19 protein-coding genes and 1 riboswitch are annotated in these 15,725 nt (G+C 38.6%); of the genes, 6 read left to right on the top strand and 13 right to left on the bottom strand.

The features are described 5' to 3' along the window. Positions 1-4 precede the first annotated feature (4 nt). Positions 5-406, bottom strand: a complete 402-nt coding sequence (locus MM236_RS16360; protein WP_241276072.1) for a hypothetical protein — start codon at positions 404-406, stop codon at positions 5-7. A 23-nt stretch (positions 407-429) separates the two neighbouring features. Further along, positions 430-1,149, bottom strand: coding sequence for a lipoyl(octanoyl) transferase LipB (gene lipB / locus MM236_RS16355; protein WP_241276071.1), 720 nt, complete (start codon positions 1,147-1,149; stop codon positions 430-432). Between the two features lie 112 nt (positions 1,150-1,261). Here lipB and MM236_RS16350 point away from each other — a divergent pair, with 112 nt between their 5' ends. Continuing rightward, the gene (locus tag MM236_RS16350) at positions 1,262-1,618 is read left to right on the top strand and encodes a YraN family protein (protein ID WP_241276070.1); all 357 of its coding nucleotides are present in this window, start codon (positions 1,262-1,264) and stop codon (positions 1,616-1,618) included. Positions 1,619-1,954: 336 nt separating this feature from the next. On the opposite strand, the gene MM236_RS16345 is transcribed toward MM236_RS16350, so the two are convergent. From MM236_RS16345 to MM236_RS16335, 3 genes are read right to left on the bottom strand one after another with little or no spacing between them, the layout of a single operon-like run. Further along, positions 1,955-2,944, bottom strand: a complete 990-nt coding sequence (locus MM236_RS16345; RefSeq protein ID WP_241276069.1) for an ABC transporter ATP-binding protein — start codon at positions 2,942-2,944, stop codon at positions 1,955-1,957. Positions 2,945-2,954: 10 nt separating this feature from the next. Beyond that, on the bottom strand, positions 2,955-3,989 hold the full coding sequence (locus MM236_RS16340) for an iron chelate uptake ABC transporter family permease subunit (RefSeq protein ID WP_241276068.1): 1,035 nt from the start codon (positions 3,987-3,989) through the stop codon (positions 2,955-2,957). Beyond that, positions 3,979-5,136: an ABC transporter substrate-binding protein gene (locus MM236_RS16335; protein WP_241276067.1), complete on the bottom strand. Its 1,158-nt coding sequence runs from the start codon at positions 5,134-5,136 to the stop codon at positions 3,979-3,981. The genes MM236_RS16340 and MM236_RS16335 overlap by 11 nt, the downstream gene beginning before the upstream one ends. A gap of 172 nt (positions 5,137-5,308) precedes the next feature. Then, a riboswitch (cobalamin riboswitch) is annotated at positions 5,309-5,527 on the top strand. 176 nt (positions 5,528-5,703) lie between these two features. Between MM236_RS16335 and MM236_RS16330 the strand changes: the two genes are divergently transcribed. The 5 genes from MM236_RS16330 (at position 5,704) to MM236_RS16310 (ending at position 10,181) form a co-directional block, all read left to right on the top strand. Continuing rightward, positions 5,704-7,584 (top strand): TonB-dependent receptor, encoded by a 1,881-nt coding sequence (locus MM236_RS16330; protein ID WP_241276066.1) that lies wholly within the window; start codon positions 5,704-5,706, stop codon positions 7,582-7,584. Then, the gene (locus tag MM236_RS16325) at positions 7,581-8,660 is read left to right on the top strand and encodes a YncE family protein (protein WP_241276065.1); all 1,080 of its coding nucleotides are present in this window, start codon (positions 7,581-7,583) and stop codon (positions 8,658-8,660) included. The genes MM236_RS16330 and MM236_RS16325 overlap by 4 nt, the downstream gene beginning before the upstream one ends. A 21-nt stretch (positions 8,661-8,681) precedes the next feature. Continuing rightward, a complete protein-coding gene (locus MM236_RS16320) occupies positions 8,682-9,362 on the top strand; it encodes a Dph6-related ATP pyrophosphatase (RefSeq protein ID WP_241276064.1) in 681 nt (226 codons plus the stop codon). Between the two features lie 244 nt (positions 9,363-9,606). Further along, the gene (locus MM236_RS16315) at positions 9,607-9,855 is read left to right on the top strand and encodes a hypothetical protein (protein ID WP_241276063.1); all 249 of its coding nucleotides are present in this window, start codon (positions 9,607-9,609) and stop codon (positions 9,853-9,855) included. Then, entirely contained in the window at positions 9,852-10,181 is a 330-nt protein-coding gene (locus tag MM236_RS16310; protein WP_241276062.1) for a hypothetical protein, read from the top strand. The genes MM236_RS16315 and MM236_RS16310 overlap by 4 nt, the downstream gene beginning before the upstream one ends. Positions 10,182-10,758: 577 nt before the next feature. On the opposite strand, the gene vapC is transcribed toward MM236_RS16310, so the two are convergent. The 8 genes from vapC to MM236_RS16270 form a co-directional block, all read right to left on the bottom strand. Then, positions 10,759-11,163 (bottom strand): type II toxin-antitoxin system VapC family toxin, encoded by a 405-nt coding sequence (gene vapC / locus MM236_RS16305; RefSeq protein ID WP_241276061.1) that lies wholly within the window; start codon positions 11,161-11,163, stop codon positions 10,759-10,761. A gap of 1 nt (position 11,164) precedes the next feature. Beyond that, positions 11,165-11,356, bottom strand: a complete 192-nt coding sequence (locus MM236_RS16300) for a type II toxin-antitoxin system VapB family antitoxin (RefSeq protein ID WP_241276060.1) — start codon at positions 11,354-11,356, stop codon at positions 11,165-11,167. A gap of 137 nt (positions 11,357-11,493) precedes the next feature. Continuing rightward, the gene (locus MM236_RS16295) at positions 11,494-11,802 is read right to left on the bottom strand and encodes a hypothetical protein (protein WP_241276059.1); all 309 of its coding nucleotides are present in this window, start codon (positions 11,800-11,802) and stop codon (positions 11,494-11,496) included. Between the two features lie 138 nt (positions 11,803-11,940). Next, on the bottom strand, positions 11,941-12,453 hold the full coding sequence (locus tag MM236_RS16290; protein WP_241276058.1) for a hypothetical protein: 513 nt from the start codon (positions 12,451-12,453) through the stop codon (positions 11,941-11,943). A 67-nt stretch (positions 12,454-12,520) separates the two neighbouring features. Then, the gene (locus MM236_RS16285) at positions 12,521-12,700 is read right to left on the bottom strand and encodes a hypothetical protein (RefSeq protein WP_241276057.1); all 180 of its coding nucleotides are present in this window, start codon (positions 12,698-12,700) and stop codon (positions 12,521-12,523) included. A 92-nt stretch (positions 12,701-12,792) separates the two neighbouring features. Then, complete coding sequence (locus MM236_RS16280) at positions 12,793-12,993, bottom strand: hypothetical protein (protein WP_241276056.1); 201 nt, start codon at positions 12,991-12,993, stop codon at positions 12,793-12,795. A gap of 1 nt (position 12,994) precedes the next feature. After that, positions 12,995-15,187 carry a peptidase domain-containing ABC transporter gene (locus MM236_RS16275; RefSeq protein WP_241276055.1) on the bottom strand — a complete coding sequence of 731 codons (2,193 nt, stop codon included), beginning with the start codon at positions 15,185-15,187 and terminating at the stop codon, positions 12,995-12,997. Further along, on the bottom strand, positions 15,184-15,723 hold the full coding sequence (locus MM236_RS16270) for a peroxiredoxin family protein (RefSeq protein ID WP_241276054.1): 540 nt from the start codon (positions 15,721-15,723) through the stop codon (positions 15,184-15,186). Before MM236_RS16270 ends, MM236_RS16275 begins: the two co-directional genes overlap by 4 nt. Positions 15,724-15,725: the final 2 nt, after the last annotated feature.

The raw sequence follows: 15,725 nt of genomic DNA, 5'->3' as shown, positions 1-15,725 counted from the left end.
CATATCATCTATGCAATACACCTTCGAGACCAAGCTCAGGAATCATGCGGATATTCGAAGGATCCATGCTGCCTTCTGTAAATATAAACTTTTTGTCGAAAATCTGATCTAAAATATAATAACTAACCCAAAACTCATTGTTCAATGCAAACACAGCTGGATCGATAGGTTCTATTTTCGCTACTGACTCTGATCCTAGTTCTTGAATCATGTGACGCAAAGTCGAGGTTTTCTTTTTTTCTCCATCAATTATTCCGTAACCTTTGGAAGTGATCATGACAGTATTCAATTCTATCAAGTTCAAATTGATGATATAAACCGACCATTCAGTTTGGCCATTTACTTCTTCTTTTGCAATGGCTAATTTCACACCTGTGACTGGATGAAAATCAATATCCTTTTTCATTTTCTATAAAATAAATTACCAAACTAACCAATAAGCTTCATTTCAAACAGTGAAGCGATATGTCCTTTCAATTTTTCCTTGACTTCCTTTTCATCGACTTTCCTTCCGAGTTCCAAATGCATGGATGTAACTGCCTTATCAGCTATTCCACAAGGAACGATGTTTCGGAAATAATCCAAATCAGCATTTACATTGAATGCAAAACCATGCATGGTTACCCATCTACTGGACTTCACTCCAAGTGCACAAATTTTTCTCGGATTCTGCTGTTCTACATGGTCTAACCACACACCTGTCAAGCCATCAATTCGCCCTGCCTCAATCCCATATTCGGCCAAGGTAAGGATCACAGCCTCTTCAAGAAACCTCAAATACTTATGAATATCAGTAAAAAAATTATCCAAATCCAAAATCGGATATCCGACCAATTGTCCCGGCCCGTGGTAGGTTATATCTCCTCCACGATTGATTTTGTAGAATGTAGCTCCTTTTTCTATCAATCCCTTTTCATCTAGAAGAAGGTGTGATAGCTCACCGCTCTTTCCCAAAGTATAGACATGTGGATGCTCTACAAAAAAGAGGTGATTTTCTGTCATTTGCTGTCCAACATCACCCAATTTTCTGTTCTCAATTTTCAAAGCCACGGTTTTTGCAAAAATTTCTTCTTGAAAATCCCAAGTTTCTTTATAATCCTTTAGACCAAGGTCTAGAAATTTTACTTTTTTATTTATAATTTGATTCACGATTTACAGCTATTTCTTTGACAAACGCCATTTGTCTCTATTCAGTTCTGACAAACTAATGGCAGGTTCGGGAATTTTTAAAATGATTTTTCAAAATTAAACAAATATTATTATGGCAGAGCATAATGAAAAAGGAAAGCGGGCTGAAGAGCTTGTAAAAGATTGGTTATCTGGAAAAGGATATACTTTTAGAGAAGCAAATTACAGACATAGCCACGCAGAAATTGACTTGATTTTTGAACACAAAGGTTTGTTGGTTTTTGTCGAAGTGAAGTTCAGAAGTGGGACAGGTTTTGGCTATGCTGAAGAATTTGTTGATTATACCAAAAGAAGATTGATCATCAAAGCTGCTGACCATTACATCCACGAGAAAGATTGGCAAAAAGACATCCGATTTGATATCGTAGGTGTTTATCAGGACAGAAATGGAAACATCAATTTTAGGCAATTTGAGGATGCCTTTTACTGAGAGGAGGTTGAGGATTGGGGGATTTTAAGATTGGAAGATTGGGGGATTGGGGGGGTTGGGGGATTTTAAGATTGGAAGATTGGAAGATTGGAAGATTGGGGGATTGGGGGATTGAAAGGTTGGAAGGTCGGAAGGTTGGAAGGTTGGAAAGCTAGAATGTTGGTTGACGCACGAAAGTGGGTAGATAGCATTCTTTGTACATGGTACTTCGCACATTTTACTACTTTCAGTTGGTTATCAAATTGGAAAGCTAGAATGTTGGCTGACGCAAAAAAGCGGGTAGATAGTATTCTTTGTACATGGTACTTCATTCATTGTACTATGTACATACTTGAATTAAGAGAGATCTTCAAGAAAGGCCTTGAAGGAATTGTAGTTCTGTTCTTTTTTCTCCCCCTTTACCTTAATCAAAAATGGATTTTCTAAAATAGAAATCACTTGCAAATCTTCATCGAAGACTAAGGAGTTTTTTCTGATGATCAATTTCAACCAATTGGTCAATTTTACATCTCCTTGAATTATAGGATAATCATAGGGAGTTGAATCTTGAATTTTTCCCGTTATTGGATTGAATTTTAAGGTTCCACTCGGGAGTAGTAAGTTTATTTTTCCACTTACAATCAAATCCTCTGGAGCGGCACACTCCAAAGGCAAACCACATTGCATCAACCAAAACTCATCTGCTGTATCTATAGCAATCTCCAAATCATGAGTCACTACCAATACCGCCTTATTCTCTTCCTTTGCAATCTTTCTCAAGAGATGCATTATCTCAAATCTATTGATCAAGTCCAAATGTGCTGTAGGCTCGTCCAAAATCAATATCTCACCATCCTGCGCCAAAGCACGTGCAATCATGACTTTTTGAAGCTGCCCATCACTCAACTCGCTCAACACTTTGTCCTTCAAATAGCGAATATGGGTAACCTCTATCGCTTTCTCAACTTTCGTATGGTCCATACTTGACATGCTTCCCAGCCAAGTAGTATGCGGAATTCTCCCAAGTGAAACAAGTTGATATACTGTCACATTGCCCAAACTCACTTTATCTGTTAGGACAACGGCTATTCTTTTTGACAACTCTTTTTGGGAATAATCTCCAAGAGGACTATCGTCCAAAATCACAGATCCTTGCAGTGCAGGCAACTGTCCCATAATCGTCTTTATCAATGTTGATTTCCCTACACCATTTGGCCCAAGGAGACAAGTCAACGCTCCTTTTTTCAGCTCAAAATCTATATCTTCTGCAATGATTATGCTTTCACCCTGCTTCTTGTACCCAAGATTCAGACCGTTTGATTTCAATATGATTTTCCTATCTCCCAAAACCTTTCTATTAAAATTCTTTGCTGAAATTTCTTTTTAAAATCAACCAAATCACCATTGGTGCACCTACCAAAGATGTCACTGCGTTGATAGGAAGTGTCTGGGCAGAACCAGGGATTTGGCTGATTGCATCACAAATCAGCAAAACTATCGCTCCCATCAATGCCGATGCAGGAAAAAGAATGCGATGGTCTCCAGTTTTGAAAATCAATCGAGCCATATGCGGTACCGCGATCCCAATAAAGGCAATCGGTCCACAAAATGCTGTTGCCGAACCTGCCAATATCCCCGTACTGATGATCATCGCCCACCTTAAACGATGGATATTGACACCCATACTTTTTGCATAAGCTTCTCCGAGTAGCATGGCATTATATGATTTTATGAATACAAGGACGGGGATGATCCCCAGTACGCTTGCAAAGAAAAACAATTCCAATTGCCCTGAATGGGTACTTCCCAAACTCCCCATAGACCAGACAGTATATACTTTCAACTGATTGGCGTCGCTGAAATATGACAATACCGATACTATTGCGCCAGCCAAGCTCCCAAACATCAAGCCTACGATCAGCAATGTCATGCTATCCTTCACCCTCCAGGCTGTCAAGCTCATCAACAGAAGTACCAAAATAGCTCCAATTGAGGCCGCAAACACCACAGCCCATAACCCAAATCCTCCTGAGAAGAAGCTAAGTCCAAACGCCGACCCTGCCATCACCAATAAAGCAACCCCCAATCCTGCCCCAGAACTAATCCCCAACACAAATGGTCCAGCCAATGGATTTCTGAAAAAAGTCTGCATCTGCAGCCCACTCACGGATAAGGTGATACCCGCTAAAACTGCCGTAAATGCTTTTGGAATCCTGTAGCCAAACACGATTATTTCCCAAGATTTTCTGCTAAACTCATTTCCGAAAAAACTCAAACCGATCTCGGACACAGGAATCTTTACTGATCCAATGCTTAAATTGACCAAAAACACTACTATGCAGCTTATGATCCCCACACAAAACAGAAGGAAATAATTCGGCTTATTTTTCATTCAGTTTTGAGTAAAAATATAAAGAATACTCAGGCAAAACACTAGGATGAAGGATTTTGATCAAATCCTTCAGTATCAAATCAGGTCTCATATATCCTAATTCAAAATACTCTATTCCACCTGTCTCGCCTTTTTTGGAAGTATAAGAATAAACATTGCCATTCTGAAATGCAGCAAAATCCGAATATCTTCTATCAGCACCTTTCATTGCTTCCAGAGTAACGAAATCAGAAGCTCCTAGCCAGAAATCAGCTTCCTGAGCCTTATCCAAAACATATTCATAATTAAGCTGAGAACTGCCCGTGCCTGATTGCTCTTCGAAAAGGTACTTTCCTCCAGCGGCTTGGAGCAATTGTGCTCCCCAGGAATCATTTCCGGGAACATACCAAATATCTTTATACATCACCCCCGCCATTACTGATGGTTTTGTGTCCTCAGGTATTTTAGCTACCAAATCCAATGCCTTCAAATATTCATTTTCGATCTCTTCAAACACAGCTTTGGACTCCTCATATTTGCCCAACAAAACACCTGTAAACTTGATCCATTCTGCTCTTCCAAGTGGATGCTGTTCTACATATTCTCCATTGATCAAAGCAGGGATTTTCGCGGCTTTTAGCAAATCTATATTTTTAAGATCCTCTCCCAAGGTAGAAATCATCACCCAATCAGGGTCCAAATCTATCATCATTTCTACATTGGACTGTGCACCTGAACCAAGATCTTCTACAAATCCAGCACCAATTCTCTGCCTAGCTTTTTTTGAAGAAATTAAATTTAAATTGGGAAATCCTGCCAGTTTTTCTGTGCAACCCAAAAGATCCAGATGTGGAATTTGGGTTGTCGATGTCAAAATAACCTTTTCGATCGGCAAAGTAACTACTGCATCAAAATCCCCTTCTGGAATAGGGGCTTTTTCATTCTCCATTACCAAATACCTGAATGGTTCATGCTCCCCGGGAAATGCCTGTGTCACTTCCAAAACCCAAAAACCTTCTCCTTTAAGAACCTGAAAACCTGTAGCGTATGAATTTCCCAAAACTTCAACATCCACAATTCCATTACTATTTCTTTCTGTACAAGAAAAAAGAAAAAACAAAGAAATGAAGAGAATTAAATGTGATTTGAAAAGGGTGAAATGTCGCATTTTATTTTGAAGATTGAATGAAAATTCGCTCCAAAGATACAAATGGGATTCGTTTTTAAGCAATTTGAAATAAAAAGCTGATTTTTTAAATAGACCTTCATAATTCCGCGCCAATTTCCAGAATCAAATAAATATTCCAAAGAATATTTGAAATTCTAGGTTTGGATTGCTTATGTTTGCGCTCAGAATTGGTTCCCGATCCTTATTCAGGCTCTCGGGATTAAAAGGGAATTTGGTGAAATACCAAAGCTGTCCCCGCAACTGTAACCTCATCTCGGAATTTATCGAGATAGTAGCTTTCCACCTCCATTGCCATTGCCCCGAAGTTTCGGGACGAGAAGGCCGGAAAGCTCAAGGAAGCCAGGAGACCTGCCTCTTCAAATCAAATTCAAAGCTTTCGGGTGAAAGGCTGAGATGAAAAGAAAATGTCTTAGATTCTGGTTCCCTTTATTCGCTTGGTATGCAATCGAAGACTCCCAGAATCCAAAACATGATCCATTCTCTCAATTTTATTCCACGAATGACTTGAATTAAATAATCGGTTTTCATTATTTAATTTCAAAGGCATTGCTATTTCTTAGTCTCTTATGTGCTACTTCAATTTCGATTGGAGTAGAAACTTCTTTATTGTCCCCCCAAGACACTGTGGAGCTAAAGTTGGTGGAGGTTTATTCTGCCCCACTAGAGAAATACAGTTTTGGGCAAACACTACAATCCTTGAATTCAAGAGATTTAGAGGATTTTCAAGGACAAGCCTTGGCAGAATTGCTACAACAGCGAACAGGTTTGTTCCTCAGACAATACGGTCCGGGGATGCTGGCATCGCTGACAATGAGAGGCACTTCCGCTGGACACAATGCTGTTTTTTGGAATGGTCTTCCTATCAACAGCCCTTCCCTTGGGCAGGCAGATTTTTCGATCTTGCCAGTAGGTGGATTTGACGAAGCTACCATTCACTATGGTAGCAGTGGTGCACTGTATGGATCAGATGCCATCGGAGGAGCCATTCACCTCAACAACAAAAACACATTCAACAAAGGACACCAAACCAAAATCCTCAGTACGCTTGGGAGTTTTGGCAGATGGAATCAGCAAGTTGAATATGCGTATTCGAACAAAAACTTCTCAACCAGATCTCGGTTTTATAGGAATTTCTCAAAAAACAACTTCAAATTCAACAATCTCGCAAGAGCTGGAAGTCCGGAGGAGAGACAAAAAAATGCTGAAATTGAGCAAATCGGTGCTATGCAGGATTTGGCTTGGAATCTCAGCGAGCAACAGCAACTCAGTACATCTATTTGGTGGAATCATACTGACAGGCAAATCCAACCTGTCATGGGTTCCAATGACAAGGATCATCAGGTAGACAGAAATTTCAGAGCTGTAGTTGACTATAACAGATTCTCCTCTTCTACTGTCTGGAACATCAAAACAGGAGTCATACTAGATGAATTGAATTTCAATGGTGGAAGCAACAAAACCTCCCAATACCTGCTATCAACTGATGTGGATTGGAATATTTCCTCCAAAGTCAAATCAAAGTCTGGAATCAGATTCAATCATGTAAGAGGGAACCTAAGCAGCTACGAAGCGACTGAGGATAGAATTGAACTCTATCAATCCATCAATTATCTTCCAGCTTCCAATATTGCATTTTCTTTGAATTTGAGACAAATGATCTACGATGGTGATCTTGCTCCATTCACCCCAAGTATTGGTTCGGAATGGACATTTTTCAAAAATGATAATAACAGTTTGAGCACCCATGCATCTGCATCTAGAAGTTTCAAAATCCCAACCCTGAATGATAGGTTCTGGGTACCTGGAGGAAATCCAGACATCGAATCCGAAGAGAGTATCAGTGCCGAGCTGGGATTCAAACAAGAATATACAAGCAACGGATTCAGGTTAAGCAACCAAATTAACCTTTACAGTATGTGGGTGGATAATTGGATCATTTGGCTACCAAGAGGAGGTTTTTGGAGTCCTGAAAATATCAGGGAAGTGAGAAATCAAGGACTGGAATACTTCGCCACTGTGACGAAATCCTTTGATCAAATCCAAGCTGAATTCAATGGCAGTTACAATTATACCCTCGCCACGATCCTCAACACCTTATCTGAGAATGACAGGTCACAAGGAAACCAACTTCCCTATACACCCAAGCACAAAGCACAGGGAAATCTCCGCCTTAGCTATAAATCCAATTCCGCTTTTGTCAATGGACATTGGATCGGTGAAAGGTTTATCAACACCGACAATATGTCGGCTGTAGCGCCTTATGGGCTTTTGGATGTCGGATTTAGCAAAAAACTTGAATTCATTCCAAAAGTAAATGCAGTTATAGGCTTTCAAGTAAATAACATCACAAACAATGACTACCAGGTTCTCAGACTGAGAGCTATGCCCGGAAGAAATTATCTAATCAATATTAATTTAACACTATGAAAAATTTTAGACTATTAGGCTATTTGTTCGCCCTCTCATTGTTCATCTACTCTTGTGACAGCAGTAGGGACGAGCGTCCTTTGGGCGAGTATGAGAAGGGATTATTGATCATCAATGAAGGGAACTTCAGTTCCCGTGACGGAGATATCAGCCATTACAACTTCAACACAGGAGACGTTCAACAGAATATTTTTGAAAAAGTCAACAATAGACCTTTTGCGGGATTGGTACAGGATGTTGTTGAATTTGAAGATTATTATTATTTGGTTTCAAATACTGGGAAGGTTGAAATTGTCAATAAGAACACATTTCAAAGCCTAGGTTCTGTAGGTGGCAATACTGTAGATGACAATGACCCGGAATTAAACATTCCTAGGTCAGCTATTGTAGCTGATAACAAAATCTACATTGCAGATTGGGGCCCTTATGATGCTACTTTTGCAAATCCAAAATCTTATGTTGCCATTGTGAATAATCTTTCAGGAGGTGACGTGTTTAAAAAATCAAGGACATCGAGTCGCCCTGAAAATTTTCATAAAATCAATAATGATTTGCTGATTGTATGCTCTGCTGCTCGAAAAATAGATGTAATGAGAATAGGAATTGATACTGTCAACAGAAGTATTGACGTTGAAGGAACTCCGGTCAGATTCATAGAACATGATAACAAACTACTACTTTTCTCAAGGAGTTCAAGTGGTATATTTTTCCATGAAATCAACAAAACTGATTACAGTATTACAAATTCCACCGAGATAAATATTTCAAACACAACTTCAAAGTTAACTTTGGGAGAAAATGGGGAGGCATACATCATCACTTCTACTGGCTGGCCAGATTACAATGATGCTGTTTCAAAAATATCAATCACATCAGGCCAAGTCCTTGACGCCTCCTTTTATGAAGGAAATGGTTTTTATGGAATTGGTTTTGATAATTTTGACAAAAACATCTACCTCTCTGAGAACAATGGTTTCCAAGGATCTGGGACAGCCATAGTCATCAACCAAAGTGGGGCTGAAGTTAAAACTATCCCAACTGGGGTAGGGCCATCAGGTTTTATATTCAGAAGATAAATGAAAAAAACCAAGATTTCCATGAGTTGGTCAGGGGGCAAAGATAGTGCTTTTGCCCTCTGGAAACTGATGAATGACCCTCGATATGAAGTGGTCAGATTGCATACCACCTTCGGCGAAGAAAGCCGAAGGGTGGGCATGCATGGCATCCATGAATCCCTCGTAGAGAAACAAGCAGAATCTATCGGAATGATGCTTGATAAAATCTACTACCCTGCAAGTGGTGATAACAAGGAATATGAAACAGCCATCAATTCCTATCTCGACACCCTCAAAACAGAGGGAATAGAGACCATTGCCTATGGGGATATTTATCTGGAAGACCTGAAAGCTTATCGAGAACAACAACTTTCCAAAAGAGGCTTCAAAGCTATTTTCCCACTTTGGAAGAAAGATACTGCCCAAACTGCAAGGGATTTTATTGCAGCTGGCTTTCAAACGTTGATCTGTGCGGCAGATGCCGATTTGATAGAAGAAAAATGGGTTGGGAGTGTCTTTAATTTGGAATTTCTTAAAAACTTACCATACAAAATAGACCCTTGTGGTGAAAACGGTGAATTCCATACTTTTTGTTATGATGGTCCAATTTTTCAGCATCCAATTGCTGTCAGCAAAAAACAGACTATCAGCAAATCTTATCATTTCAAGACAGATGAAGGCAAGGAGATAGAGAAGAAATTTTGGTTTGCAGAATTGGGGTGATTTTTTTTCAATCCTTGTCATTATCCTAATCCTCCAGCTGAAGCAGGAGGGAATTCAGCCTTGATTTTTTTGTCTTTTTTTCATGGCTAGCTCAATTAATCCCATAATTATGAGTGTTGGAAAAATAAAATATCTGGCTAAAGTTTTGTCATAGAAAAAAAGGAATAAGCCTATAGAGCTTAGATTTAATCCATTAAAGTAAAAAATGTATATTTGTAACTCGAATGAATACAAATAAACACAAATGAACACATCTAAAAGAAAAACAACATCACTAAGGCTTAGTGACTCAGTCAGAGAAAAGCTTGAGTACCTTGCAAAAAAAGAAAATCGAAGCTTGAACAACCTAGTAGACACCTTGCTTGCGCAAGTTCTTGGATTGAGGGAGTCGGGTGAGGAGAATGGCCTACCTGAAGATTTTCATAGGGGTATCACAAAAAGTGAACTAATGAAAGGTATAGAGGAGGATTTGAAAAAAATCTATCATAAATGAAAGTGCTCTTCCTTCCTGAAATCAGGGCATACTTTGAAGAGTTGTCATTAATTCTTTATGAAAAGGAGTACTTCGGCTTTTTCGAAGATGCCTACCGTTATGCTGATGATCTTTTTGCCGAAATCGAAAAAGATTTACCGAATAAATCCAAAAAACTTGCGCCAGAGTATTTCGAAAAGTATGGAAAGGGAATGCATTATACTTCTTTCAAGAGAAATAAGAATACAACTTGGTATGTGTTCTTCAATAGTTATAGACAAGATCAAGAAATGTTCTACTTGGTCCGATTTTTAAGTAATAATCATCGAATAGGAAAGCATTTGTGACTTAAAGTTTGCTGTTTTCGTAATTGTTTTTTTTAAATACCCGATATTGTTAGAAGTCTAACACCTGTTGGTCAGTAACCACGGATGTTAATTTAGGAATAATCGAATTAAAATCATTCGGAGATTTCCCTTCCCAGGTTTGAAATCCAAGAAACTATCCTAAAAAGAATTTCTCAATGAAATTCAGTCTTAATTTTTTTGTCTTTTTTTCATGGCTAGCTCAATTAATCCCATAATTATGAGTGTTGGGAAAATAAAATATCTGGCTAAAGTTTTGTCATAGAAAAAAAGGAATAAGCCTATAGAGCATACGATTAACCTTGGTATGAATTTAATATAGCTGTTTTTATACATGATTATATGGATGAAATAAATAAAGTCAAAATTCAACTACATTTAAGATGGAAAATACTGGGTCAATAACCTTCAACTTATTTTCGACAACCATCAAGTGTTTTAAATCTTCTGTGTATAAAAAAACCTTTACAACCCAATTTATACAACGAATCAAATAGACCAAATGGAATAAGGAATGCCTAAAGACTAATTTTTAATTTTAAATACATTTCAAACCACATTAGTTTACCAGATAGAATCGAAGTTTGAAAAATTCAGAAATTGGCACAAAATCCCTATCCAAATGAAAAAGAACTGCATCGGAAGTCATGGCATACCAAGCAATCAAACAATCATTGCTCTTTCTTATGGTAACACCTTTTGACCTTAAAACAGAATATATCTGAGCTGCACCTTCAGCTGCCTGAATTGGATCTGCATGTAATTGTTTCAATGCACCAAACCTATCCTTCATATCCAAAAATTCCTTGGGATACTTGATTCCCTGCAAAATCTCTTGGTAAACAGGAGGACAAATCACCACTTTATCTCGATAGAGCAATTCCTGAACGGCACTGATAATCTTTTGGTCTTTTCCTCCAAAAAAATTAATCCACACACTAGTATCTATCAATACATTGTCCATTTCAATCAGTCCTCATGGCATCTAAATCTCCAGACCAATTGACTTTACCAGCCAGTTCAGACAGTTCTTTCAACTTGATCATTCGGAGAAATTCCTTTAATGCCAAATCGACTGCCTCACGTTTTGTTTTGATACTTGTTTTTTCAAGAATTTCATCAATGACTTTTTGGTCTATCTCTATATTGGTTCTCATCCTTAAACTTTTTTATACACAAAAATATAAAATTTTTTACACATAAGTATTCGGATTCTAATAAAATTGCCTTCAAGGAATTTGAGTTATGGTTAGAATATAGGAAATTAAATATAGAAATATATGACCTAATAATTTCAATCCTCAGATTTCTGTCTGCTATTATAAAAGTTAATAGCTAAGAAAATATAAGACAGCAAGGGAACAATTACCAAGAAAAAAACATACCTGTCATATTCAAACTCTATAATGTCTAGCCATAGAATCATCTGAAACATGAAAAAAACTAAACCAATCATTCTTAAAGGCTTCGCTATTTTAACAGTTTTCTCGAATTGATTGAATGGATTCATATAATATAGATTACTTTTTTCTGAAGGAAAAGCTTTGAGGTATTTGAATAATGAATAATTTATTCCAGTAGCCATAAAAACAACAGCTAGCATGGGCAGGATTTTTAATTCAGTTGGACTTAAAAAAATAAAAGCTATGATCCCTAGAGACCATAGCGGGATAAGAATTTTCAAATAATTTACGCTCACAAACTTGACAATACTAATTCAAAACAAAAAGAGCCCTTTAGATCAAAAGAAAGCTGAGTTTGCAATCAAAAGTGATCTTGCATGATGTATTCTTTCCATTAATATCATTGCCAGCAAGAGGTCATCCTCTATATTCTCCACTGAAATAATCACTTGACCTTTATCTATAATAGTTTGGGCAAATTTATCACCTTGGCTCCTACTTTTCCATAAAATCCCATTTTTTGGCATACTTTTCTTTTTGTAAATCACTTCGTCTTCCGAGAAGTCATTTATTTGGGACAAAGAAGGATTAAAGCTTAAAAAACGCTGATCTGAGCCTGTTTTTACTGTTAAATAGACCCCTTTGTTTTTACTGACCGAAATATCACCAATAATCAATCCTCCATCTTTTATTTCAACTGATTTGATTAGCCCTCCTGTTGAATTCATCAAATCAGCACTTCCATGCATATTCATCACTTCTTTAATATCGAATCTGATGGTATTTATATTCTCATGATCAGTTTTAATTGATTGACCATAGAACAAGCACAAGAAAATAATAAGTAGCATTTTCATAGCATTTTCCTAAAGAAAGAATTGATTGAACGAATCTCATACAATCAATTCTTTCATGTTTTTAACATTGCGTAACTATTGCACTGATACCACCACTGATTGCACCTCCAGCTGCACCTGCACCTACTCCAGTAGCAGCCAACACCGCTCCAGTACAAACAGCGACAATTCCCAAAACACATTTCCAAGAAATTTTACCCCCACTCACCATCTCCATTTTTTCAATACTTAACTCCCTCATAACAAATTTAATTTATTTGGTTGATAATTTATTTAACAATACAAGTATAATTTAGGACTGGTGAAATAATCTTTCACCCAATCATTTTTTTTTCAAAAAAAACATAAACTTTTTTTATCCTTACAATAACAGATATCCCGACCAAGCGACAACCGCAAATCATCTATAATCAGATAAACCATTCTCTTGGTTACTCCTATAGTCTTGGCTAAATCACCTGGCCCACCCGTCTTCTTTTTCTCGATCAACTCTATCAGGAGCTTCGTCCGTTCGTAATACTTCAATCCTGCCATCTTATCTCCAGTTTGGTTCCAATATATTTTGATAGGCTCTGCTTAGAAGATTATCCGCTTGCAGCAGTTCACTAGCTGTGCCATAAGCGGATATTTGGCCTTGCTCCAAGATCATTACCCTGTCCATACTCGCTGCCAAGGTTGGCTGATGGGTGATCAGCAAAAGGGATGCACCTGTGTTGTTCACATAATCCCTCACCAATACCTGAACCTTCCGCTCTGTCCCGTAATCCATCGCCGATGTAGCTTCGTCGAGGATTAGAATCTTTGGTTTTCTGACCATGGCCCTTGCCAGACCCACAAGTTGGCGCTGCCCGCCAGAGAGATTCCTGCCGTCTTCTCCACAGAGTGTCAATACTCCCTGTGGCAATCCTGCAAACATATCCCACCAACCCAATTCTTGTAGTACTCTTGCTGTAGCTTCCAGCTCCTCCTGGGTATTGCTCAAAGCTATATTATCCAAAACAGAGCTGTTGAATAGCTTCTCTTTTTGGTTTACTACCCCCAATTGATCCCGCCAATGTTTCAAGCTGATTTCTCCTATTCCCAAAAACGGCATTTGGACACCCCCTTGCTCTGGAAGATAAAAGCGCTGAATCAAATCCACCAGTGTACTCTTCCCTGTACCTACCGGGGCAAACAGAGCTGTGGTCTGACCTGCATGCAACTCAAAGCTTACCCCTTTCAGGATGGAACTTCTCCCTGGGTAACGGAACATCACCTGATCGACTGCCAAAAGGCATTCAGGATTGATAGTTTTAGAATTGCTCTCCGATATCGTTTGATCTTCTTCTTTCAATCCTGCAATCTCATGCATCCTGTCAAAAGCCACTTTGGCTTCCTGAAACTGTATATTGGCGACTACCAATCCCGCTACAGCTGGAATGATCGAACTGCCTACCTGTATCAATGCCATCAGCTCACCCAATTGCAGATTTTCTTCAAAAACCAAATAAACTCCTAAACCAAAAAGTAAACTCATGAACACAGCCACAATGACCTGTGTAAAAAAGGAAAAGTTATTGCCCAAAATAGCCAAATCATATCCCTTGGTCTGATAATGGGTATAAACCTGATCGATCCGTTGGCGAAACACATCCTCCCTGCCATATGACCTTAGTACCTGAATCCCTGTCAGACTATCGATGTATTGTGTCTCATTCAGCGCATGGGCTGCCATGACTTCCTTTTGTTTGGCAATGATAGGAAGGTGATATCGCCAACCCACAAATAAAAATGCCAAAGAACCTACTACACAAAGCCATCCTATAATGGCAGATTGATAAAATACAAAGGCCAAGGACACCACCACAACCAATAAATTAATAATCACCGTCCCAGTAATCAGGGAAACAGTATTTTTGATCCGAAGAGAATCGTTCATCCTTGCAATCAGGTCACCAGTACTGAAGCCCTTGAAGTACTTCATCGGCAGATGCAAAATCTTTTCAATAAAAGATGATACAATCCGGATATTCAGATCTCTACCCTGTCTTGCCATAAAGACACCTTGGAAATAACCAAGCAATGACCTGAATAGCAAAAGCAACCCCAAAGCAACCACACCCAAAATGGCTTTGTCATAAGTTTGGTTAGGAAGAAAATCATCAATCAGTTTTTGGGAAAAAATCGCAGTAGAAAGTCCTGTAATAGCCATCAAAGTCCCCAAAACAGTCGCAACCAATAGAATTGGAATATCTTCTGCAATCAGGGATTTGAACCAATCCATTTTGGAGTTGGATTGGATTTTCTGTGTCTGGAACTTTTCGGTAGGATTTACTTGAAGCAAAATACCGGACTTCCAGATATTCATCAGCTCCGTTTCATTCATAGAAACAATTCCCACTCCGGGATCACTCAGCCAAAACCTCTCCCCATCAAAGCCAAAACACACTATATAATGCTCTCTCACCTTGTCCATGACCACATGCAGAATCACTGGGGCTTCCTGTTCTTTAAGGTGCTTGACTTCTGCTTCAAAGCCCTTTGCCTCCAACCCAATCTCTGCGGCTGCTTGGATCAGACCAAGGAGTGTAGTTCCTGACATGGTTGTCCCACTTACATCACGAAGCTTTTCCTGTGTGACTTCTCCACCATGATATTTGGAAATGGTACTCAGGCAAGCCAAGCCACAGGCATATTCCCCCAATTGGGTTACATGAAACTTCTTTAATTTGAATGTTGCTAATTTCATTTCTCCACCTCCTTTCTGTCCAAAAGTTTATCCAGCAGGATGTCTAATTTCACAGGCCCTTGGTAGTTGGCAATTAGCTCCCCTTTAGAATCGTAGCAAAAAACACTTGGTACAGATTTGACCCCGAGGTAGCCCGAAAGCTTCATTTCGTCATCCAATGCCACTTTTATATTTGATTCGGAGACAAATGGATATTTATCCATAAATCCTTCCAACTCTTCCCTTTCTTGAGAACTTGCCAATAGTATATTGATTTGCCCAAATTCAGTAAATCGCTCATTGAGTGCATTAAGTTCAATCTTGCACATCTCACAGGTCGAATTGAAATAAATGATAAGCAATGGACTTCCTGAGGCAAAATCACTAATTGAGAATGTCTCTTCATCTAAAGATTTTAGCCAAAAATTGGGAACAACTTGAATCTGCTCTTTGATCTGGGCAATATTTTCTGATTTCTTCTGATATTTCCAAGCAAAAAGACCCAACATGCCCAACATCCCGACAACTATAAACAACAAAACTATTTTTCTCACCATGG

The sequence above is a fragment of the Belliella calami genome, from assembly GCF_022549695.1.
GTDB classification, from domain to species: domain Bacteria; phylum Bacteroidota; class Bacteroidia; order Cytophagales; family Cyclobacteriaceae; genus Belliella; species Belliella calami.
Note: the sequence above shows the minus strand (reverse complement) of the source record. Positions and strands in the feature narration are given on the sequence as shown.